Source organism: Mucilaginibacter sp., from assembly GCF_965201005.1.
GTDB lineage: Bacteria > Bacteroidota > Bacteroidia > Sphingobacteriales > Sphingobacteriaceae > Mucilaginibacter_A.
Genome location: NZ_OZ241747.1, coordinates 3299229 through 3321118 on the forward strand (window position 1 = coordinate 3299229; position 21890 = coordinate 3321118).

A 21890-nucleotide genomic window follows, 5' to 3' on the forward strand; every position below is an offset into this window, starting at 1 on the left:
CAATTTTCAATGCAATTCCACGCAATCAAAATTAAGTTTATTTAGAGGCTATTTAAATTTTGTTCAATCTATTTTCTATGCCTTTTTTATCATCTAAAAAATGGTGATAACTTAGAGCCTGTTTAAATTTTGTTCAATAATAATTTTATAGCTGAGATTTTGACCATTTTTTCGGAGGTTTCCAACAATAGTTCATAGTTTCTGCACAACCTTCTGTCGTTGTCGGACCAGGAAAAAGTCCGTTCGACTATCCATCTTTTGTGTGTTGGTTCAAACCCTGTCCTTTTATCGTCTGAACGCATCACTATTTGTAAAATATATCCGAAACGTTTTTTACCTGTTCTATGATTTCCCCACGGTAACCGCCATCGCAGGCAATTGTCCTGATGCCGCACAGCAGTTGTTTTAAAACCCGGGCCAGCAGCAAGGCGGCCTTACTGTGGTGTACATGGGCAGCCGTTACCATTACAGCCAACAGAAAACCGTTCTTGTCTGTTGCCACATGCCGCTTAATGCCTTTTACCTTTTTGTTGCCGTCATAACCGCTTAATGCCCGGTTGTTCCCCCAACGTACACTTTGGCTGTCCATAATGCCCAGGCTTGCCTGCCTGTTTTGCCCCATCCCGGACCGTACTTTTTCCCTCAGTTTCGCCAACAACAAATCAAAGCAGTCCAGCCCTGACCATTTCTTGTAATAGTAATAAACCAATTGCCATTTGGCAAAGTTTACAGGGAGCATCCGCCATTGGCAGCCCGTCTTTACAACGTACAACAAGGCATTCCAAACAGAGCGGAGGCTATGTTTACGTTTTCTTTCACCTAACTCTGTAAGGTTTTCTTTATAAATTGCCACTGGGTTTCTGATAGATCGGTAGGGTACATCTTTTTGTTGTTTAGCCACCACAAAAAAACAACCCAGACCGGTTTATCTAAACCTATAACATTTCCCTTTTTTAATTTTTAAACAGGCTCTCAATAAAAAAAGCATATTTAAAAAATTTTAAATATGCTTTAATTTAATTGAAAACTGCTTTATATCACATCTTTAATATGCTTATAATTAGATTTTACGGTATCGATTACTTCCTCTATTTTGCCGTCCATAATCATTTTGCCCATTGCTAAAGCCATGCCTTTTACCTGTTTAAACTCGATTTCCGGTGGCATGGAAAGTGCGTTCGGATCGGTCATTACGTTTACCAAAACCGGACCTTCCGCTGCAAAAGCCTGCTGAATAGCCTGCTCCAGATTTTCCGGATCATTTACAGTGATGCCTTTGATGCCGAAAGCGGTGGCAACGGCGGCAAAATCTGGGTTGACCATATCGGTTTGCCAATCGGGCAAACCGGCAACTTCCATTTCCAGCTTCACCATTCCTAATGATTTATTGTTGAAAACAACCATTTTTATAGGTAGTTTATATTGAACGATAGTGGCCAGATCGCCCAGCAACATGGACAAACCGCCGTCTCCGCAGAAAGCAATTACCTGCCGTTCCGGGAAAGCCAGCGCGGCACCGATGGCCTGCGGCATGGCGTTGGCCATCGAGCCGTGGTTAAAAGAGCCGATCATACTTCTTTTACCGGTAGAATTTATGTATCGCGCGCCCCAAACACAGCACATGCCGGTATCCATCGTAAAAATTGCGTCATTATCGGCCAATTTATCAATGGTAAAAGCCACAAATTCCGGGTGGATAGCATCGGTTTTGCCACGGTCATCTACATAAGTCTGCGATTTATCTTTTACTTTTTCATAAAAATCCAATTGTTCTTTTAAAAAGGTATCATCTGTTTTTGCCGTTAAAAACGGCATCAGTGTTTGCAGCGTATATTTAACGGAGCCGCACAAACCCATTTCCAACTTGGCCCGGCGACCTAAACGTTCCGGTTTAGTGTCGATTTGCACAATTTTATTGTCTGTCGGCATAAAATCGATATATGGAAAATCCGTGCCCAGCAAAATAACCAAACCGGATTTGTGCATACTGTTGTAAGCGGAAGGCAATCCGAGCAAACCTGTCATCCCGATTTCGTAGGGATTATCGTGCTGGATTTCCATTTTCCCGCGGTAAGAATAGCCAACCGGTGCCTTGATTTTGGCTGCAAATTCCACCACTTCATCGTGCGCGCCGGTAGCACCGATGCCACAGTAAATAGTAATTTTATCATGTTGGGCAATGAGTGCGGCCAAAGCCTGCAATTCTTTGTCGGACGGGCGCGTTACCGGTTCCGGGTTATAAAAGTGCATGGACGTTACGCTTTCTTCGGCATCTTTATCGGTTACGTCTCCCGGCAAACCAATTACAGCCACACCTTTGCGCTGCGTAGCGTGCTGAATGCCTGCCTGCAACATGCGCGGCAATTGCTGCGGCGTAACGGCAACCTGGTTGAAATAGCTGCAATCATCAAACAGTTTGATGGTGTTGGTTTCCTGAAAATATTCGGTGCCAAACTCTTTGGACATAACGGTGGAAGCAATGGCCAAAACCGGGGCCGCCGAGCGGTGCGCATCGTACAAACCGTTGATTAAGTGCACGTGGCCGGGCCCGCTGCTGCCTGCGCAGCAGGCTAAATGGCCAGTTAGCTGCGCTTCGGCACTGGCGGCGTAAGCACCAACTTCTTCGTGGCGCACATGTATCCACTGGATTTTGCCGCTGGTGCGCACGGCGTTGTTTACATTGTTCAGGCTATCGCCGGTTACGGCGTATATTCTTTTTACGCCAGCTTCGGAGAGCATTTCTACCAGCTGGTCTGCTACTGTTTTTGCCATGGTTTTTTAGGGATTGGTTTGGATATTTTATTTAAAACTAAACCGGAATAATCGCGCTTCGGTTTTAGTTATTTTAACGGGCAGTGTGGCAAACTTTGCAGGTAGGCGTTTTGCCGCGTGAGGGATTGCAGTGGAAAGCCCGCAGCGCAGCGAGGACTTGGAACGTAAAGCCCGACCCGAAGGGGCACGCCCAAAATAAAAAGAGCGGGAAAAAAGAGCGGAGAATAAGGGCTGCGGATAACCAGGCACTAAATTTTACCCGGTAAAAACAGTATTGCAAATGGCCAGGCAGTTTGGCCGGACACCAAATTTTACCCGATAAAAACAGTATCAATCCACACTTAGCCCGATTTCGCGCAGTAAAATGGCTGCATTGAACGTTTTACAAGGGCCGTTTTTGATTTTGTAATCGAAAAACATATCCTGGTTTTGCATTTTGATATCGAAGTGAAAATTGCGCACTTTTTCTGGATGCTGGTCGGCCAGATCGGCAATCTGCAGATCGTGCGTGGCTACCAAAGCGGCAGTTTCTTGTGCAACCAAACGCTCGATAAATGCTTTGGAACCGGCATATTTATCCTTGCTGTTGGTGCCGCGCAGCATTTCATCGATCAAAACCAGCATGTTGTTTTCTGCGGAGGTTTTTTCCAGGATCATTTTCAGGCGGTCCAGTTCGGCTTTAAAAGTGGAGGTGCTTTCGTTCAATGAATCTTTGATACGCATGTAACTCACTAATTTCAACACCGAAACCGACAAACTTTCGGCACAAACCGGCGCGCCTGCATAAGCCAAAACCAGGTTGATGCCCAGCGTTCTCAAAAACGTGCTTTTGCCGGCCATGTTGGAGCCGGTAATCACATCCGCGGTTTTTTGCAGCATTTGGAAATTGTTGCCGATGCGTTTTTCCGGGCGGATTAAAGGATGACCAAGCGCAGTGGCTTCTATTTTAAATTGATCCGAAATTTGCGGGAAAGGCCAGTTTGGATGGTTGTAATGCAGCGTGCCCAAACTGATCAAGGCTTCAAAGGCGGCAATTACTTCAAAACTGTCGGTTACGTTTGCGGCCGCGTTTTGGTGCCAGTAGGCCAGGTTTTCTGTGCAGCGCAAATCCCACAACAGCAAAATATTTAACGTTGTGCCTACAATCATGTTCAGCCGGTAATCAAATTTTTGCAGTATTTTGGCCAGGGCAGCAATTTGCAAATGCGCTTTTTGATGATCTGAAGCACTGCAGCTTTTAACTAATTTTTGCAGATAATTACTTTGCCAGGCTTCATTTTCAATCCAGCTTAAAACCGAAGCAAAAGCCGCCAGCTGGCTGCTGCTCCGGCCAAAACCGGCATAAACCAGGCTGACTTGCTTGCTGTAAATGCCGCTGATGAAAAAGTTGAGCAGCAATAAAGCAACCAGCAACTTCAAAAAAACACCGGTAAAAACAGCACCGAGCAGCAAAGCCAGTATTGCAAAAGGTAAAGTTTTGAGGTAAGTATTAAGTATATTTTTGTTGATGAACAAAAGCTTTTTTTTTAAGTTTTGCTGCAATGCGGGTGATAAATTATTAAGTTCAAAGCCTTTTAAATCAAGTAGTTGTGCACGAAAATCAAAAGTTTTGGGCTGATGGCTTTTTAATTCGGTAATGGCTTGCTGCCGGTCTTCAATCGTTATTTTTTCGGCCGGGGATTTAAACCAATCGGCCAGCATATTTTTCCCGGAATTGGTTTTGCAGCGGTTGACGTAATGAAACAGCGAACTTTCGCCAAAAATATCCAAATCATCGGTGTACGGATGCTGGCCGTTTACAAATTCATCGCCGTTGGCATAAAAATTTTTTGCTTCGGATAAATGTGCGGTTTCGTTTTGCAAAACCTGCAGCAAATTTTCATCAAAACCGAGTTGTTTTTGCAGGTTGCCCTGCCTGCCGATCAGCCAAACAAAAATTACAGCCATAAAAAAAGCAATCGCGATGATATAAGCCGTGCCAAACCGGCCAAGCGCATAAATCAAAATCAGCCCTGCAAAAAATACAATCAAACGGTAAACCGAAGTTTGGTTGATGCTTCTTTTACCGGTTAAAATTTTGCTTTCCAGCCGGGAAATATCGGCAAAATATTGTTCGGAAATTTCCTGTTCCTGGGCGGTCATTCAGTCCTGATTTTATATATAACTTTGGCGAAAATATCCAATTCAGTCCATATACTTTTATTTAATGCTGTTTTTGTAGATGAAAATTACGCTGGTTTCTGTTGGGAAAACCGAAGAAAAATATTTGCTTCAGGGCATTGATATTTACCTGAAACGGCTGAAACATTACATCAAACTGGAAATTATAGAACTGCCGGAACTGAAAAACACCAAAGGTTTGAGCCAGGACCAGCAGAAAACCAAAGAAGCGGAACTGATTGGCAAAAAACTCGCTTCAACCGATTTTGTGGTGCTGCTGGATGAACGCGGACAGGAACTGACTTCGCTGCAATTTGCTGATTTGTTGAACAAACGGATGCTGGCCTCAACCCAAAACCTGGTTTTTGTAATCGGCGGCCCGTATGGTTTTGACAATGCCATTTACCAGCGCGCCAACGATAAATTAGCGCTTTCTAAACTTACTTTTTCGCATCAAATGGTGCGTTTGTTTTTTGCAGAACAGGTTTATCGCGCGTTTACCATTTTAAAGGGCGAGCCTTATCATCATGAATAAAGAATAAGGTTTGAGGTGCGGAAACTACCTGAAATTGGCAACAGAAAACCCGCAACCGATAACTAACTTTGCATTATGCCTCACGATCATTCGCACCATCATCACGATCATGCACCAAAAATCACCCATTTAACGCGTGCTTTTATTATCGGTATTGTTTTGAACACTGCTTTTGTAGTGGCAGAAGTGATTGTTGGGCTGTCGTCGCACTCGCTTTCGCTGCTTACCGATGCCGGGCATAATTTAAGCGATGTGGCCAGTCTGGCTTTGGCCTTGCTGGCGTTCAAACTTTCCGGCGTGGCCAAAAACAGTTTATATACTTATGGTTACAAACGTTCTACCATCATCGTTTCGTTGTTAAATGCGATTATTTTGCTGGCTTCGGTGGTTCTTATTGTGTATGAGGCCGTTATCCGTTTCATTCATCCCGAACCGATTGCCGGCGGAACAGTTGCCTGGGTTGCTTTTGCCGGGATCATCATCAACGGCGTTACGGCCTGGTTTTTTATGCAGGATAAAGACAAAGACCTGAACGTAAAAGGTGCTTATTTACACATGGCCGTAGATGCGCTGGTATCATTTGGCGTGGTTGTTTCCGGGCTGGTTATTTATTTTACACACTGGTTTTGGGTAGATAGTTTGGTAAGCGTGATTATCGCCGCAGTGATTATTGCCGGCACCTGGAACTTGCTGAAAGACAGTTTACGGCTTTCGCTGGATGGCATCCCGAAGGAACTGGATTTAAAAAAAGTTACCGCTGCGATGTTGAAAATCCGGGGTGTTTTGGGCGTTCATCATGTACATATCTGGGCGTTAAGCACAACCGAAAACGCACTCACGGCACATTTGGTCATCGATCAGACGGCGGTGAATTCTTTCAGTAATATTAAAGAAGAATTGCGGCACGAACTGCTGCATTTAGATATCCAGCACAGCACTTTTGAACCGGAGTTTTCGGTAGAAAGCTGCAGTAACGCAAGTTGTTAAAAAATGTTCCATGCTTCTTTTACCGGTATAAATTTAGGCTGATAAAAGAAGCATTCTTTTTATTGAAGCGGATGGACTTTTATCCAAACTGAAGTTTTTATCGAAATAAAACAATTGATTATTTTTTGGTTTTGTAGAAGATTTCTCCCTGCGGCAGGGATAACGAAAGCGTAAAACCACGCAAAAAAAGTACGTAAAACATCCCGTAAAAACAGTACCGGCCACATTGATGCCGCCTGTAACTGCCTGTAGTTTAGCTAAATATTAAAATCAAAACTAAACTACTATGAAAGCTCCACAAAAACCAGATTATCGCTTGGGCTGGCTGCCAGACCTGCCCGACCAGCGCGACATTATGTATGCCGCACCCATGAGCGTAATGCTAAAATTGCCCTCCGCTGCTGATTTGCGCAACCAATGTCCGCCCGTTTATGATCAGGGCCAGTTGGGCAGTTGCACGGCCAACGCGTTGTCGGGTGCGTACGAATTTGACCTGAAAAAACAGCAAAAACAGGATTTCATGCCTTCGCGCCTGTTTGTTTATTACAACGAGCGCGTGCTAATCAACACTGTAAATTCGGATAGCGGCGCCTACATCCGCGATGGCATTAAAACGATGAACCAGCAAGGCGTTTGTCCGGAAAAAGACTGGGTTTACGATATTACCAAATTTGCCTTGAAACCATCTGCCAAGTGTTATACCGAAGCAAAAACCTGCCAGGTTAAAAGTTACCAGCGCTTGGTCAACTCGTTAAGCCAGCTAAAAGGCTGTTTGGCCGATGGTTTTCCGTTTGTGTTTGGCTTTACCGTTTACGAAAGTTTTTATTCCGATCAGGTTACCAAAACCGGTATCATGCCGATGCCAAAATCAGGCGAAAAAGTTGAAGGCGGCCATGCCGTTTGCGCAGTTGGTTATGACGACAGCAAAAACGCTTTCATCATACGAAATTCGTGGGGCGCAGACTGGGGCGTAAAAGGTTATTTTTATATGCCTTACGCGTATATCACCAGTAATTTATGCAGCGATTTCTGGACGATACGCTTGGTTTAAACTATGGAAATTATCCAATTAAAGGTGGGTAAAAACAGTATCATCAGCTTGCCGGGGCTGGCCATGAGCGGTTATTTATGGCGTTTCCAGGCTGATCGGCAAGATGTGGTTTCGGTTATGGCATATCAGGACAACACTTCGCCCAAAAACCTGAAAGCAGGGGAAACCCTGCCCTCAAAATTTAAGGTTGAAGCTTTGAAACCCGGCTCGGCAAAAATAGTTTTTACCCAAAAAAGAAGCTGGGAAACCGATATTGCCGCCCGGGCAACCCTGGTTTTTATGGTGATGGTAAGCTAAACCTGATACAAGAGTGAGGAGCGGCAGATTGTGGAAGCGGCAAAGTTTATACTTTGTCCTCCACTTCCCGCTTGTTTTCAACTTTCGCACTCCCCGATCCCCAACTTTCTCCACAATACTTCTTTTATCCGCCAAAAATTAGGGATAACTTTGCCCGCATCGTGATCGTTAGTGCTGCAACACAAATCCCCAAAAAAATAATCCGCATTACGGTTGGCATAATGTTTTTTCTGGCCGGTTTAACCTTTGCCAGCTGGGCTTCGCGCATTGCGGCCATCCAGCAAAAACTTAACTTATCTGATGCTGCTTTAGGCGGGGTTTTATTCACACTTCCGGTTGGGCTGATGGTTTCGCTGCCATTTTCCGGCTGGATTATTACCCGCATTGGCAGCCGCAAACTCCTGCTGATCTCTTTGCCGTTATATGCCGTTACTTTAGCTTGTCTCGGCCTGGCACACAATACGTTACAATTGATCATAACGCTTTTTTTCTTCGGGTTTTTTAGTAATGCCATGAATATTGCCGTAAACACGCAGGCTGTGGCCACCGAAAAATTGTACGGCAAACCTATTATGGCTTCCTTCCACGGGCTATGGAGTTTGGCCGGATTTGCAGGCGCGGCCATCGGTACGCTGATGATCGGCTACGGCATTGATCCGGCGGTGCATTTCAGCATAATCCTGGTTTTGGTTTTGGCCGGGGTTGCCGTTTCATACCGCTATTTGCAGGATGATATTGGCTCTGTGCAAAGCGGACCGGTTTTCGTGCTCCCCGATAACTCGCTGATCAAACTCGGTGCCGTGGCTTTTTGCTCGATGATTTGCGAAGGAGCTATGTTTGATTGGAGCGTAATCTATTTTAAAAAAGTAATCCATGCCGAAAATGCCTGGGTGGCAGCCGGTTATACCGCATTTATGAGCACCATGGCGGGCGGGCGTTTTGTGGCCGATTGGTTTTCGGGCAAATTCGGGCTGAGAAAAACGCTGCAATTAAGCGGAAGTTTAACCGCCATCGGGTTAATTACGGCGGTTGTTTTCCCGGTGATGGTTCCTGCAATAATCGGTTTTATGCTGGTTGGCGCGGGCGTTTCTTCGGTAGTGCCGCTGGTTTACAGTGCGGCGGGCAAATCCGGAACGATGTCGCCGGGCGTGGCCATTGCTGCCGTTTCTACCATTGGCTTTGTGGGTTTTTTAGTCGGGCCGCCGGTTATCGGTTTTGTGGCCGGTGCTTTCAGCCTGCGCGCTTCTTTTATGCTGATTGCCGCGATGGGCATGTGCGTGGTGATCGTTTCCTCTAAAGCCAAAATTTAGGATACTGTTTTTACCGGTATAAATTCTTCTTCTAAAATTATTCTTTAAATTATGGCCAATGATTGCCGGGTAAAGTTTTCTGCCAAAACAATTATACCTTTACGTTGCAAGGAAACCTGATTTTTAAAAATCGGTTATTTATCTTTATTGATCAGTTATGCAGCAACGGGCCACAACGCAGTCATCTATCTGCGCATTTTTTGCGTAACTATCAATCGTTCAAACAAATTAAACTTATAAATGAAACCTAACTTCGGCATACTGTTTTTAGCCATGTTTTTTTGGGGTGTGATTATTTCATCCTGCGGCAAGAAACAGGATTCGCCCCAACCCGCAAACAGTTTTGGCACAACCAGCATTTCCACAACTCCCTCGGACAAAGGCTGGACTTTTGAGGGCACGCCTTTTTTTGCAGATGAATTTAACAGCATTGGCAAACCCGACAGTACCAAATGGACCTACGACATTGGCGGCGGCGGCTGGGGCAACAACGAACTGGAATACTACACTAACCTGGCCGGTAACGCCAGCGTTTCCAACGGTGTTTTATCTATCAACGCTAAAAAGGAAGCTTATAATGGCCAGGGTTATACTTCGGCCAGGCTGGTTTCTAAAGGTTTAGGGTCGATGCTTTATGGCCGCGTTGAGGTGAGCGCAAAGTTGCCTTCGGGCAGAGGTTTATGGCCTGCCGTTTGGATGTTATCTGATAATGATGCTTATGGCAGCTGGCCAAAATCCGGCGAAATTGATGTAATGGAAAACGTAGGTTACGATCCTGGCCCGGTTTATTTTACCATCCACACGCAACTTTACAACGGTGCCATCGGTACACAAAAAGGTGCCAGTAAAAACATTGCAGATGCTTCAACCGCATTTCACAGATACCGGATGGACTGGACGCCATATGCCGTACGCGGATATTATGATGATGCTTTGGTATTCACTTATATTAATAACGGCAACGGCCCTGCTGCGTGGCCTTTTGATCAAAAGTTTCACCTGCTGCTCAATGTTGCCGTTGGCGGCAATTGGGGCGGCATTAAAGGTGTTGACGATAGTTCTTTCCCAACCGGTATGCAGGTAGATTATGTGCACTTTTATAAAATGATCGATAAGTAACTTCGCATAGTTTTGTTTGGTAAAAAAATATATTCAAATAGCAATCAGTTAAATTTCAATTCATCAGCATTTACAAAATGAGAAAAAAACACTTCCTGTCTTTATCCGTGATGCTGTTTTTACCGGGTATTTTTCGGGCAAAAGCACAAAACACTTCTTTTACGGCCAATAAAACGGTTACGGTTTACACTACTGCCCAAAATACAGCTTATCGTTTGGCCAAAACCGCAACTTTAAACTTCGCCCCAAAACCGCAACCGGTAGAAACGGAAATCAGTGTTTTTGTTGATCCGGCCAAAACTTTTCAATCCGTTGTTGGCTTTGGCGGCGCGCTAACGGATGCTTCCGCAGAAACCTTTTATAAACTGCCTAAAAACAAACAGCAGGAACTTTTGCAGGCTTATTTTAATGCTGATAAGGGGATTGGCTACACGATGGGGCGCACCAATATCCAGAGTTGCGATTTTTCCAGCGGCAGTTACAGTTATGTTAACGAAGGTGATGCCGGTTTAAAAAGCTTCAGTGTTAAGCATGATGAGCAGTACCGCATTCCGTTTATTAAACAGGTAATGGCTGCGGCGGGCGGCAAAATCAATTTATTTGTTACGCCCTGGAGCCCGCCAGCTTTCATGAAAACCAACCATGACGTGTTGCACGGCGGCCATTTGCTGCCGCAATACCGGCAAGCCTGGGCCAATTTTTTTGTAAAATTCATCAGCACTTATCAAAAAATGGGCATCCCGATTTGGGGTTTATCGATACAAAACGAAGAAATGGCCACGCAAACCTGGGAATCCTGCGTTTATACGGCGGATGAAGAACGCGCTTTTATAAAAGTATTAGGGCCAACTTTGCAGAAAGCCGGTTATGCGGATAAAAAACTGATGGCCTGGGACCATAACCGCGATTTGGTTTACCAGCGCGCCAGTGCCGTTTTGGAAGATCTGGCGGCGGCAAAATATGTTTGGGGAATTGCTTATCACTGGTATGAAACCTGGACCGGCGGCGAACCGCAATTTGTTAACGTACGGCGCGTGCACGAAGCTTTCCCGAAAACCAATTTAATGTTTACCGAGGGTTGCGGGGAAAAATTTGATTACTCAAAAATAAACGACTGGGGTTTAGGTGAAAGATACGGAAACGACATGGTGAATGATTTTAATGCCGGCACAACCGGCTGGACCGACTGGAATATTTTACTGGATGAAAAAGGCGGCCCAAACCACGTGGGCAATTATTGCTATTCGCCGGTTATTGCCGATACCAAAACCGGCGAACTGCATTATACCAATAGTTTTTATTATCTGGGGCATTTCTCCAAATTTGTTCGTCCCGGTGCACGGCGCATTGCCGCTTCTTCCAGCAGAAGCAGCTTGCAAACTACGGCTTTTATCAATACGGATGGAAAAATTGCCGTAATCGTACTCAATCTTTCTGACCAAAAAATAGCTTACAATTTATCGGTTTCAGGAAACGCCGTAGAAACGAGCAGTTTGCCACATTCTATCTCAACCTTAATTATCCAATAAGCCAATGCTGTTTTTATCACCCTAAATTTGGGGTGATAAAAACAGCATCACTACATAAAGCTTCAATCTATCTACATGAAAAAGCAGTTGACCATATTTGTTGTTCTCATTTTTGGGCTGATTACTGCAAACGCGCAAAGCCGGTTTATCAGCACCAAAGGGAAAGAAATCATCGGCACAAACGGCAAACCGATGCTTTTAAAAGGCACAAACCTGGGCAACTGGATGATGCCGGAAGGTTATATGTTTAAATTTAAGGATGTTTCTTCGCCGCGGCTGATCAACGAAGCAATTACCGAAATGATCGGCCCGGACGAAGCAAAAGATTTCTGGCAAAAATACCTGGACAGTTACGTTACCGAAGCAGATATCCATTACCTCAAAAGCACCGGCATGAACTCTATCCGCGTGCCGTTTAATTACCGGCTTTTTACCAACGAAACCTACCTCGGCGCAACAGACGGAAACCGTGGCTTTGTTTTGCTGGACAAACTGATTAAATGGGCCAGAAAAGAAAATATTTACCTGATTTTGGACATGCACGCTGCGCCTGGCGGCCAAACCGGTGATAACATTGATGATGGTTATGGCTATCCGTTTTTGTTTGAGAACGAACAAAGTCAGCAATTGACCATCAGCATCTGGAAAAAAATTGCAGCCCGTTACAAAAACGAACCGATTATTATGGGTTATGATTTGCTGAACGAGCCGATCGCCACGTATTTTGATGCGGCCAAACTAAACCCGTTGCTTGAACCGCTTTATAAAAAAATCACGGCCGCTATCCGCACTGTTGATCAAAACCACCTGATATTTTTGGGCGGCGCGCAGTGGGACGGTAATTTTGATGTATTTGGGGCACCGTTTGACCCAAAACTGGTTTACACTTTCCATACGTATTGGACGGACGTAAAGCAGGAAGTGATCCAGAAATATATCGATTTCAGGAACAAATACAACGTGCCGGTTTATATTGGCGAAACGGGCGAAAACAATGATGAGTGGATTAAAAATTTCCGCCTTTTGTTAGAAAAAAACAACATTGGCTGGCATTACTGGCCGTACAAAAAAATGGATGCCGAAAGTTGTATCGTGCAATTTAAGCAGCCATTAAATTATGGCCTTCTGATTGATTTCACCCAAAAACCAAGATCAACTTTTAAACAAATCCGTGAGGCCGGGCCGGTAAACCGCCAGCAAATAAAACAGGCGTTGGATGAGCTTTTAAAAAACTGTTTGTTTGAAAATTGCACGCCCAATCAGACTTATATCAGTGGTTTAGGTTTGAAACCCTGAACTGCATTATAACATATTTGCAAAACCTTTACTGCAGGCTTGCATATTTTAACTTAAATTGAGCTTGAATTATGATCTTGAATACTGTTTTTACCTGTTATTTTACAGTGAACAATAATCAAAAATGAAACCGGCTTATCTGAGTTTATTGTAAGTATATAAGAGCCTGTTTAAGTTCTGTCCAAAAATTGGATGCTTCTTTTAGCACCTAAAATTTGGTAGTTTTTTATAAAGTTTATAATCCGGAAAACTTACAAAACAAAAATTATGGCATAAAAGAAGCATCCGAAACCAGGCAACAGAAATTTAAATAATTTTTTAACCTTCAAAATCAGATGAAGTATGATTTTTACCCTTCACACCTACAAATCCATCTGATATTCGTTGATGGCATCTTTACTTTCCAGTTCAGAGTGCCCCATCAGAAACTCGTCAACTTTGCGGGCAGCTTCGCGTCCTTCAGAAATGGCCCAAACCACTAATGATTGGCCGCGGCGCATATCTCCGGCAGTAAAAACCTTGCTTACGTTGGTCCGGTAAACGCCTTCTTTGGCTTTTACATTTTTGCGCTCATCTAAATTAACGCCCAACTGCTCCACTAAGCCGGTTTGCTGCGGATTGGAAAAACCCATGGCCAAAAATGCGCGCTGACAAGGGATTTCGCGTGTAGAACCTTCAATTTCCTGAAAATTTATTCTTCGGCCTAAAACATCTTTTTCCCATTCTACATCTGCAACCAGCACTGCCCGTAAATTTCCGTTTCCATCGCCCAAAAATTCTTTGGTCAAAATCCCCCAGAAACGTTCGCAGCCTTCTTCGTGTGAGCTAGAAGTTTTTAACAATTTGGGGAAACTTGGCCAGGGCATCGCCATAGTGCGTACTTCGGAAGGCTGAAAGTTAACTTCAAACTGCTTTACCGAACGTGCGCGTTGCCGGTTGGCTGTGCCCACGCAATCAGAACCGGTATCGCCGCCGCCAATTATGACTACATCCAGGTCCGTAGTGACGATATTTTCACCTGTAAAAGAAGCATTGCCAACGCGGCGGTTTTGCTGTGTTAAAAAATCCATTGCGTAATGGATGCCGTTCAAATCACGGCCGGGAATGTGCAGGTTGCGCGGAATGGTTGAGCCGCCGCACAAAACAACCGCATTAAAATTGCGGATCATTTCTTCTGCTTCGATATCTTTCCCAACTTCTGTATTGCATTGAAACCTGATGCCGTCTTGCTTCATCACCTCCAAACGGCGGTCGATAATGTTTTTTTCCAGTTTAAAATCCGGAATACCAAACCGGAGCAAACCGCCCGGCTGTTCGTCGCGCTCAAAAACGGTAATGTCATGACCGGCTTTATTAAGCTGGGCCGCAGCCGCCAAACCTGCCGGGCCCGAACCAACAATGGCCACTTTTTTGCCGGAGCGGATGAGCGGCGCATTTGGCTTGACATAACCTTTGGCAAAAGCAATTTCGATGATGTGCTTTTCAATTTCTTCAATAACCACCGCCGGTTTGTTAATGCCCAAAACGCAGGCAGATTCGCAGGGTGCAGGGCAAATACGGCCGGTAAACTCCGGAAAATTGTTGGTGGTTGATAAAATCTGATAAGCTTCTTCCCAGTTTTTTTTATAAACGGCATCGTTAAATTCCGGGATGATGTTGCCCAGCGGACAGCCTGAATGACAAAATGGAATACCGCAGTTCATGCAGCGCGAGGATTGCTCGTGCAGCTTCCCGTCGGTATAATTTCCTACAAACTCATTGTAATTTTGTACACGTTCCTGTACAGGTACTTTTGGTGGAAGTTCCCTTCCAAAATCTTTAAAACCGGTCTCTTTTCCCATTTATGATCAGATTGTTAAAGGCTCTTTTTGCTGTAAAACTTTTTTGTATTCTTTCGGGAATACTTTAATAAACCGAAATGCCGCTGACTGCCAGTTGTTTAACAAATCCTGCGCAACTTCGCTTTGCGTTAATTGGACATGTTTACGTAATAAACTAATGATTTCATCTTCATCCGCATGGTCTAAAGTATCCAGATCAACCATTTCTTTGTTGCAGTTTTCGCGGAAAGATTGGTCTTCATCATAAACCCAGGCAATGCCGCCGCTCATGCCGGCCGCAAAATTCCGCCCGGTTTTTCCGAGGATTAAAGCGCGGCCGCCGGTCATGTATTCGCAACCGTGATCGCCAATTCCTTCCACAACCGCCGTGGCACCGGAGTTCCGAACGGCAAAACGTTCACCTGCCTGTCCGCGGATAAACAATTCCCCGGAAGTGGCACCGTAAAGCACCACGTTGCCAACCAAAATATTTTCTTCGGCTTTAAACGTACTGTTTTTAGGGGGATAAATTGCGATTTGTGCACCGCAAAGACCTTTTCCAACGTAATCATTGGCCTCACCTTCCAGCTCAAAAGAAATTCCTTTGGTAGAAAAAGCACCAAAACTTTGTCCGGCAGAACCGGTAAATTTATAATTGATCAAACCGGCAGGCAAACCCGGCGAACCGTAAATTTTAGAAATTTCGTTGGATAACAAAGTACCAACCGTGCGGTCTGTATTTTTAACGGTAAAAGAAGCATATACCGGCGTCAGGTTTTCCAGGGCCGGTTTTGCCTGTTCAAATAATTTCCAGTCGATGATATCATCCAGGCCATGGTCCTGTTTTTCACTGTTGTACAAAGTCATTTCGCGCGGATTGCTTACCGGGTGCAGCAAAGCCGTCAGATCAATGGTTTTAGCTTTCCAATGGCCTAAACTTTCCCTGACTTTTAAAAACTGAACGCGGCCAACCATCTCATTAATGGTTTTGAAACCTAATTCGGCCATTATTTCGCGTAGTTCTTCTGCCAAAAACTGAAACAGGTTGACCACGTGTTCCGGCCTTCCGCTAAATAGTTTCCGTAAATCAGGGTCTTGTGTAGCCACACCGACCGGGCAAGTGTTCAAATGGCATTTCCGCATCATAATGCAACCACCGGCAACCAAAGCCGCCGTGGCAACGCCCCATTCTTCTGCACCCAGTAAAGCGGCAATGGCCAAATCTTTTCCGGTTTTCATCTGACCGTCGGCCTGCAGAACTACGCGGCTTCTCAACTTGTTCCGAACTAATGTTTGATGTGCTTCGGATAAACCTAATTCCCAAGGCAAACCGGCATGTTTTACGGAACTGATCGGTGAAGCACCTGTTCCGCCATCGCTACCGGCAATCAAAATTACATCTGCGTGTGCTTTTGCCACACCTGCAGCAATTGTACCTACGCCTGCTTTAGAAACCAGTTTTACATTGATCCGGGCTGCACGATTGGCATTTTTCAGGTCGAAGATCAACTGCGCCAAATCTTCAATCGAGTAAATATCATGGTGCGGCGGCGGAGAGATTAAACCAACACCCGGCGTTGCATGGCGCACCCTGGCAATCCAATCATCTACTTTATGGCCCGGCAATTGTCCGCCTTCCCCCGGTTTTGCACCTTGCGCCATTTTGATCTGCAGTTCATCGGCATTGGTTAAATAGTTGGATGTTACCCCAAAACGCGCCGAAGCAATTTGTTTGATGGAGGAACGCATGGAATCACCGTTTTCCAGCGGTACATAACGGATTTCATCTTCGCCACCTTCGCCGGTATTGCTTTTACCGCCGATCCGGTTCATGGCAATGGCAATTGTACTGTGCGCTTCGTGAGAAATGGAACCGAAAGACATTGCCCCGGTTGCAAAACGCTTCATGATGCTTTCAATCGGTTCTACTTCATCAATAGAAACGGATTCCCGATGATGCGCAAAATCCAGCAAGCCGCGGATGGTGTACATCTTTTCGGTTTGCTCGTTGATCAGTTTGGCATATTTTTTATAAATATCATAATCCTGCGTGCGGGTGGCATGTTGCAGCAAATGCACCGTTTCCGGATTGAACAAATGTGCTTCTCCCCTGCGTTTCCACTGGTAAATACCGCCTTCGGGCAGTAACTGAGTTTCTTTTTTAGAACTGTTGAAACCGTTTACGTGCTTGCATAAGGTTTCGCGGGCAATTTCATCCAAACCCAAACCACCGATACGCGTAATGCCGCCGGTGAAGTATTTACTGACAACCTCTTTATTGATCCCCAAAATTTCAAAAACCTGTGAACCGTGATAAGATTGTAAAGTAGAAATCCCCATTTTAGAGAAAATCTTAAGTAAACCATCGCAAATGGCTTTAATATAGTTTTTAGAAAGCGAAGGAACATCCAGCGTACTTTCCATCTTTCCTTCTTTGGATAAAGTGTTGATGGTGGCCAATGCCAGGTACGGGTTGATGGCCGTGGCACCAAAAGCTAGTAAACAGGCAAAATGATGCACTTCCCAAATATCGCCTGCCTCAACTACTAAACCTACGGCCCCGCGTAAGCCTTTTTTGATCAAGTGGTGATGAATGGCGGAAACGGCCAGCAAAGAAGGGATCGGCGCATGTTCAGAATCAATGGCCCGATCGGATAAAATCAGCACTTCAAAGCCATCCTGAACGGCATCTTCTGCGTAGCGACAAAGCCGGTTTAAGCCGTTTTCCAGCGAACCGGGCAAATTATCTGCCTTAAAATAAGTTTGCAAGGTTTTGGCATGAAACAAGCCGGTATCGATACTGCGCAGCTTTTCTAATTCATAATCATGCAGGATCGGCTGGATATGTTCCACACAATGGCAGTGCATTTTGTCCTCGTCAAGCAAATTGCCATTATTACCGATAAAAGTTACCAAACTCATCACCAAACGCTCCCGGATAGGATCAATCGGCGGATTGGTGACCTGTGCAAAAAACTGCTTAAAATAACTTGAAATATGCTGTGGCCGATCTGACAGTACGGCCAGCGGCACATCCGTTCCCATAGAACCGATCGGTTCTTTACCATCGGTTGCCATTGGCTTGATAATGGTTTCAATATCTTCCCGCGTGTAACCAAAAACCTGCTGGTATTTAAAAACGGATTCTTTGGACAGATTGGTGAAAGATACCCGCGGCTCGGCCAGTTCATCCAGCCGTATTTTGTAATTTTCAAGCCAGTTGCCGTATGGCTGCCGACTGGTGATCTGTTTTTTTATTTCATCATCGGTGATGATTTTGCCTTGTGTGGTATCCACCAAAAACATTTTGCCCGGTTGCAACCTGCCTTTTTTTATCACCGTGGTTTCATCCAACGGCAAAACGCCAGCTTCCGAAGCAACAATTACACGGCCATCGTTGGTTACCACATAACGCAGCGGGCGCAAACCGTTCCGGTCCAGCAGCGCACCAATAATTTTTCCGTCAGTAAAATTTAAAGCTGCCGGGCCGTCCCACGGTTCCATTAGTGTAGCATGGTACTCGTAAAATGATTTTTTTAGCGGATCCATTTGCTCATTGCCGTCCCAGGCTTCGGGCACCAGCATCATCATTACATGCGGCAGCGAACGGCCGGAATGATATAATAGTTCAATCACATTGTCCAGACACGCAGAATCGGACTGGTTATCATCCACCACCGGAAACAAGATCTCCATTTCTTCTTTGGTAAAAAACGGGGAAACGTAAGAACGGATGCCCGAATAAAACCAGTTTAAATTACCGGTAAGCGTATTGATTTCGCCGTTGTGCGCCAGAAAACGAAAAGGCTGAGCCAACTTCCAGGAAGGAAACGTATTGGTGGAAAACCGCGAATGGATCATCCCGAAACCGGAAGTAACGCGTTCATCGCGCAGATCGGTATAATACTGGCGGACCTGATACGTGGTCAACTGCCCTTTGTAAACAATAATTTTACACGAAAAAGAGGTGAAATAAAAATGCTCGACACCGGTTTTAATACTTTCGGCAACTGTTTTGGTGATTAAACGGCGCAATACATACAATTTGCGTTCAAAATCATCCGCATTATGAATGTGCTGTGGCCGCGCGATAAACAATTGTTCTACGCCCGGTTCGGCAGTGCGGGCAGTTTCACCGATCACGGCAGAATCAACCGGTACTTTGCGGTAACCTAAAATCCGAAAACCTAATTTGTCACAAGATTGCTGAATGATGGCGCGACATGCTTTTTTTATGCCCGAATCTTTAGGTAAAAACAACATCCCGATACCGTAATCGCCGGGTTCTTTCAGTAAAATTTCATCAGCAGTGCATTCATCCAGCAAAAAACCATGCGGAATCTGAATCAGCAAACCGGCACCATCGCCCGAATCCGGATCACAGCCACAGGCACCGCGGTGCTCCATGTTTTCCAGCATGGTCAGCGCATCCGCAATAATCCGGTGTGATTTATGCCCGTTGATATGTGCTATAAACCCGGTCCCGCAGGCATCGCGTTCAAATTGCGGGTCGTACAATCCTTGCTGATCAGTTTTGAGTTGCTCCATTGCTTATTTTAGAAGAAATAAATTATAGCTTGTAACACGAATATATGTTTCCTTTGGTTCAGTTTCACAATCCAAGCTAATTTTTGAGAAATCCCTAAAAATGCTTATTCAAACAGCAATCTTTTAAAGTATAGTTAACAGAACTGGCTTATTTTATTATTTTGACAACAAATGGCGGTTTAAGCCCGCAGCTGAAAAATCTTTGATGCTTCTTTTACCACCTAAAAATTGGTGGCTGCATCAGCGGCTTATAAAAAGTAATTTATGCTTCACTAATTTTTAGGTGGTAAAAGAAGCATTCTAAAATAAATTCTTGTAAATCCTGTGTGCACAATCCTAAAACTTTAAGCCAATAATCCGGTTTCTATTAACAACGCTATGATTTAGCTGTTCAAAAACCTTATTACTTGCCGTGCTTTTACTAATGATTTATAGCGATTTTATGAACTAAAAATTAAAACTATGTCGGGCATCAACAAAGTAATTTTAGTAGGGCATTTAGGTAAAGACCCTGAGTACAGGCATTTAGATGATGGCGTGGCCGTGGCCAGTTTCCCATTAGCAACATCGGAAGTAGCCCTAAAAGACGGTAAAAAAACAGAACTGACCGAGTGGCACAATATTGTTTTGTGGCGCGGACTGGCCGATATCGCGCAGCAAATGTTAAGCAAAGGCAAATTGGTTTACATTGAAGGGAAACTTAAAACACGCTCTTTTGAATCCAGGGAAGGCGTAAAAAAACACACAACAGAAATAGTGGCAGAAAATTTTAAACTGTTAGGCCGTAAAACAGATTTTGTAAGTGTTGATGGCTTGGAAAACTTAAAAGCCTGATGCTCAGATCATAAAAAAAGTGCAGTTTGGGCTGCACTTTTTTATCAGTTATCTTCTTTTTCCTGGGTTGGTTCCAAGTTGTCCTCATCCGGGGTTACCGTTGGGATTTGCTTGGCCAATTCTTCATTATTTTGTTGGTCGGTTTCGTTTTTTTCCTGATTTTCCGGTTCGATTGCCATAATTGTAGTTTTATTTTCAGTTTAAAACATAAAATGTTGCATTTGTTTTGATTTGCTGCGATTATTGAATCAGCAGCCTTTTCTAAAACGGGGAATAACCCGACCAAACCGGGGAATCAGTTATACATCTTTTGGGAATTATTGTTGATAAACCGATTTGAAAAAAGCGAAATATCCCTGATTTTAAAAGAGAAAACCTCTTGTTGATTATCACTTAGCAAAACCTTTTTAGTATCACAATACAAGCGGATGCGATCGTCCCAAACCTCTAAATCAAAGGCATAATAATCTTCATCATGCTGTGGCGCAAGCAGTTGCATATCTTTTGATTGAGCGGTTACTTCAATCACATCACCAATTTTAAGGCTGGCCTGATAATGAAAAAGCAAAGAAACCGTATGGCCGCTGGCCAAGTGCTGGGTAGTTTGGTTGATGATTTTGGCGGAAGTATCAGTGTTCATAAGTTTGAATTTTTTTGTTGTTCAAACTTATAGTTGCAAGCATCAAACCAAATTTTTGTGACAAAAACGCAATGCTGTTTTTATCGGCTAAAAACTGGTATCAACCCAAAAAAAGAGGTGATAAAAGAAGTATCGGTTTTAAATTTAAACAGTTGCCGCAACTCCATTTTTAATCTGATCGATAAACGCCGGGATTTTGTCCAGATAATCTTTTTCCCGGGCCAGCATTTTTACAAACGCACTTCCTACAATAGCACCGTTTGCATATTTACAAGCTTTTGTAAACGCCGCATGGCCGGAAATCCCGAAACCAATCACTGCAGGATTTTTTAAGTGCATGTTTTTGATCCGCTCAAAATAAAGTTCTACCGTATCAGAAACTTCCAGGTTTTTCCCGGTGATGGAAGATGAAGAAAGCAGGTAAATAAAGCTTTGGCTCAGCGCATCAATTTTGCGTATCCGGTCTTCCGAAGTAACCGGTGTAACCAAAAAAATATTGCTCAGGTTATTATCGATGAAATGATTTTTGTACAAACTTTCATATTCATACATTGGCAAATCCGGGATGATCACGCCATCGGCACCAACTTCAACTGCTTTTATACAAAACTTTTCAACCCCAAACTGTACCACCGGGTTAAAATAACCCATTAGCAAAATCGGGATGGTAACTCGTCTCCGCAAATCTTTCAGCTGTTCAAAAAGCAAATTCAGGTTCATGCCATTGTCCAAAGCCGTTTGCGAGCTATGCTGGATGGTTGGCCCGTCTGCCACCGGGTCAGAATACGGGAAACCGATTTCCAGAAAATCCACACCTGCTTTTTCCAAAGCTTCGGCGATATCAACTGTCGAGTTTAATCCCGGAAAACCAGCTGTGTAATAAATCGATAAAAGGTTTTCTTTTTTGGCAGAGAAAAGCTGGTTTAGCCGGTTCGTCATATTTTAGGTTGAGGTGGATTTTTGGCCGATACTGTTTTTATCGGCATAAAAAC

General features: G+C 44.3%; 18 protein-coding genes. 10 read left to right on the top strand and 8 right to left on the bottom strand.

Annotated features, from left to right (window positions below; all coding sequences use genetic code 11):
* Positions 1 to 304: 304 nt before the first annotated feature.
* Together ACOFKR_RS15055 and ACOFKR_RS15060 are read right to left on the bottom strand one after the other, a co-directional pair.
* Positions 305 to 853, bottom strand: a complete 549-nt coding sequence (locus ACOFKR_RS15055; RefSeq protein ID WP_419801475.1) for an IS5 family transposase — start codon at positions 851 to 853, stop codon at positions 305 to 307.
* Between the two features lie 179 nt (positions 854 to 1032).
* A complete protein-coding gene (locus ACOFKR_RS15060; RefSeq protein ID WP_419801620.1) occupies positions 1033 to 2772 on the bottom strand; it encodes a thiamine pyrophosphate-dependent enzyme in 1740 nt (579 codons plus the stop codon).
* 83 nt (positions 2773 to 2855) lie between these two features.
* Between ACOFKR_RS15060 and ACOFKR_RS15065 the strand changes: the two genes are divergently transcribed.
* Entirely contained in the window at positions 2856 to 3038 is a 183-nt protein-coding gene (locus ACOFKR_RS15065) for a hypothetical protein (RefSeq protein ID WP_419801621.1), read from the top strand.
* 64 nt (positions 3039 to 3102) lie between these two features.
* Here the strand turns inward: ACOFKR_RS15065 and ACOFKR_RS15070 are convergent, their stop codons facing one another.
* Positions 3103 to 4914 (bottom strand): MutS-related protein, encoded by a 1812-nt coding sequence (locus tag ACOFKR_RS15070; protein WP_419801622.1) that lies wholly within the window; start codon positions 4912 to 4914, stop codon positions 3103 to 3105.
* A gap of 79 nt (positions 4915 to 4993) precedes the next feature.
* On the opposite strand from ACOFKR_RS15070, the gene rlmH reads away from it, so the two are divergent.
* From rlmH to ACOFKR_RS15110, 8 genes are all read left to right on the top strand, one after another.
* Positions 4994 to 5467, top strand: coding sequence for a 23S rRNA (pseudouridine(1915)-N(3))-methyltransferase RlmH (rlmH, locus tag ACOFKR_RS15075; RefSeq protein ID WP_419801623.1), 474 nt, complete (start codon positions 4994 to 4996; stop codon positions 5465 to 5467).
* A gap of 75 nt (positions 5468 to 5542) precedes the next feature.
* A complete protein-coding gene (locus tag ACOFKR_RS15080) occupies positions 5543 to 6454 on the top strand; it encodes a cation diffusion facilitator family transporter (protein ID WP_419801624.1) in 912 nt (303 codons plus the stop codon).
* A gap of 286 nt (positions 6455 to 6740) precedes the next feature.
* Complete coding sequence (locus ACOFKR_RS15085) at positions 6741 to 7505, top strand: C1 family peptidase (protein WP_419801625.1); 765 nt, start codon at positions 6741 to 6743, stop codon at positions 7503 to 7505.
* Positions 7506 to 7508: 3 nt separating this feature from the next.
* The gene (locus ACOFKR_RS15090; RefSeq protein WP_419801626.1) at positions 7509 to 7802 is read left to right on the top strand and encodes a protease inhibitor I42 family protein; all 294 of its coding nucleotides are present in this window, start codon (positions 7509 to 7511) and stop codon (positions 7800 to 7802) included.
* A 53-nt stretch (positions 7803 to 7855) separates the two neighbouring features.
* Positions 7856 to 9112: an MFS transporter gene (locus ACOFKR_RS15095; RefSeq protein WP_419801627.1), complete on the top strand. Its 1257-nt coding sequence runs from the start codon at positions 7856 to 7858 to the stop codon at positions 9110 to 9112.
* Between the two features lie 240 nt (positions 9113 to 9352).
* Positions 9353 to 10231, top strand: a complete 879-nt coding sequence (locus ACOFKR_RS15100; protein ID WP_419801628.1) for a glycoside hydrolase family 16 protein — start codon at positions 9353 to 9355, stop codon at positions 10229 to 10231.
* Positions 10232 to 10308: 77 nt separating this feature from the next.
* Positions 10309 to 11760, top strand: coding sequence for a glycoside hydrolase family 30 protein (locus tag ACOFKR_RS15105; protein WP_419801629.1), 1452 nt, complete (start codon positions 10309 to 10311; stop codon positions 11758 to 11760).
* A gap of 75 nt (positions 11761 to 11835) precedes the next feature.
* Positions 11836 to 13056: a glycoside hydrolase family 5 protein gene (locus ACOFKR_RS15110; protein WP_419801630.1), complete on the top strand. Its 1221-nt coding sequence runs from the start codon at positions 11836 to 11838 to the stop codon at positions 13054 to 13056.
* 362 nt (positions 13057 to 13418) lie between these two features.
* On the opposite strand, the gene ACOFKR_RS15115 is transcribed toward ACOFKR_RS15110, so the two are convergent.
* On the bottom strand, positions 13419 to 14897 hold the full coding sequence (locus ACOFKR_RS15115; RefSeq protein ID WP_419801631.1) for a glutamate synthase subunit beta: 1479 nt from the start codon (positions 14895 to 14897) through the stop codon (positions 13419 to 13421).
* Positions 14898 to 14903: 6 nt separating this feature from the next.
* Positions 14904 to 19424, bottom strand: coding sequence for a glutamate synthase large subunit (gltB, locus tag ACOFKR_RS15120; RefSeq protein WP_419801632.1), 4521 nt, complete (start codon positions 19422 to 19424; stop codon positions 14904 to 14906).
* Positions 19425 to 19886: 462 nt separating this feature from the next.
* On the opposite strand from gltB, the gene ACOFKR_RS15125 reads away from it, so the two are divergent.
* Positions 19887 to 20258, top strand: coding sequence for a single-stranded DNA-binding protein (locus ACOFKR_RS15125; RefSeq protein WP_419801633.1), 372 nt, complete (start codon positions 19887 to 19889; stop codon positions 20256 to 20258).
* A 44-nt stretch (positions 20259 to 20302) separates the two neighbouring features.
* On the opposite strand, the gene ACOFKR_RS15130 is transcribed toward ACOFKR_RS15125, so the two are convergent.
* From ACOFKR_RS15130 to trpA, 3 genes are all read right to left on the bottom strand, one after another.
* Positions 20303 to 20437 (bottom strand): hypothetical protein, encoded by a 135-nt coding sequence (locus ACOFKR_RS15130; protein ID WP_419801634.1) that lies wholly within the window; start codon positions 20435 to 20437, stop codon positions 20303 to 20305.
* A gap of 116 nt (positions 20438 to 20553) precedes the next feature.
* Positions 20554 to 20898, bottom strand: coding sequence for a hypothetical protein (locus tag ACOFKR_RS15135; RefSeq protein WP_419801635.1), 345 nt, complete (start codon positions 20896 to 20898; stop codon positions 20554 to 20556).
* Between the two features lie 144 nt (positions 20899 to 21042).
* The gene (gene trpA / locus ACOFKR_RS15140) at positions 21043 to 21837 is read right to left on the bottom strand and encodes a tryptophan synthase subunit alpha (protein WP_419801636.1); all 795 of its coding nucleotides are present in this window, start codon (positions 21835 to 21837) and stop codon (positions 21043 to 21045) included.
* Between the last annotated feature and the right edge of the window lie 53 nt (positions 21838 to 21890).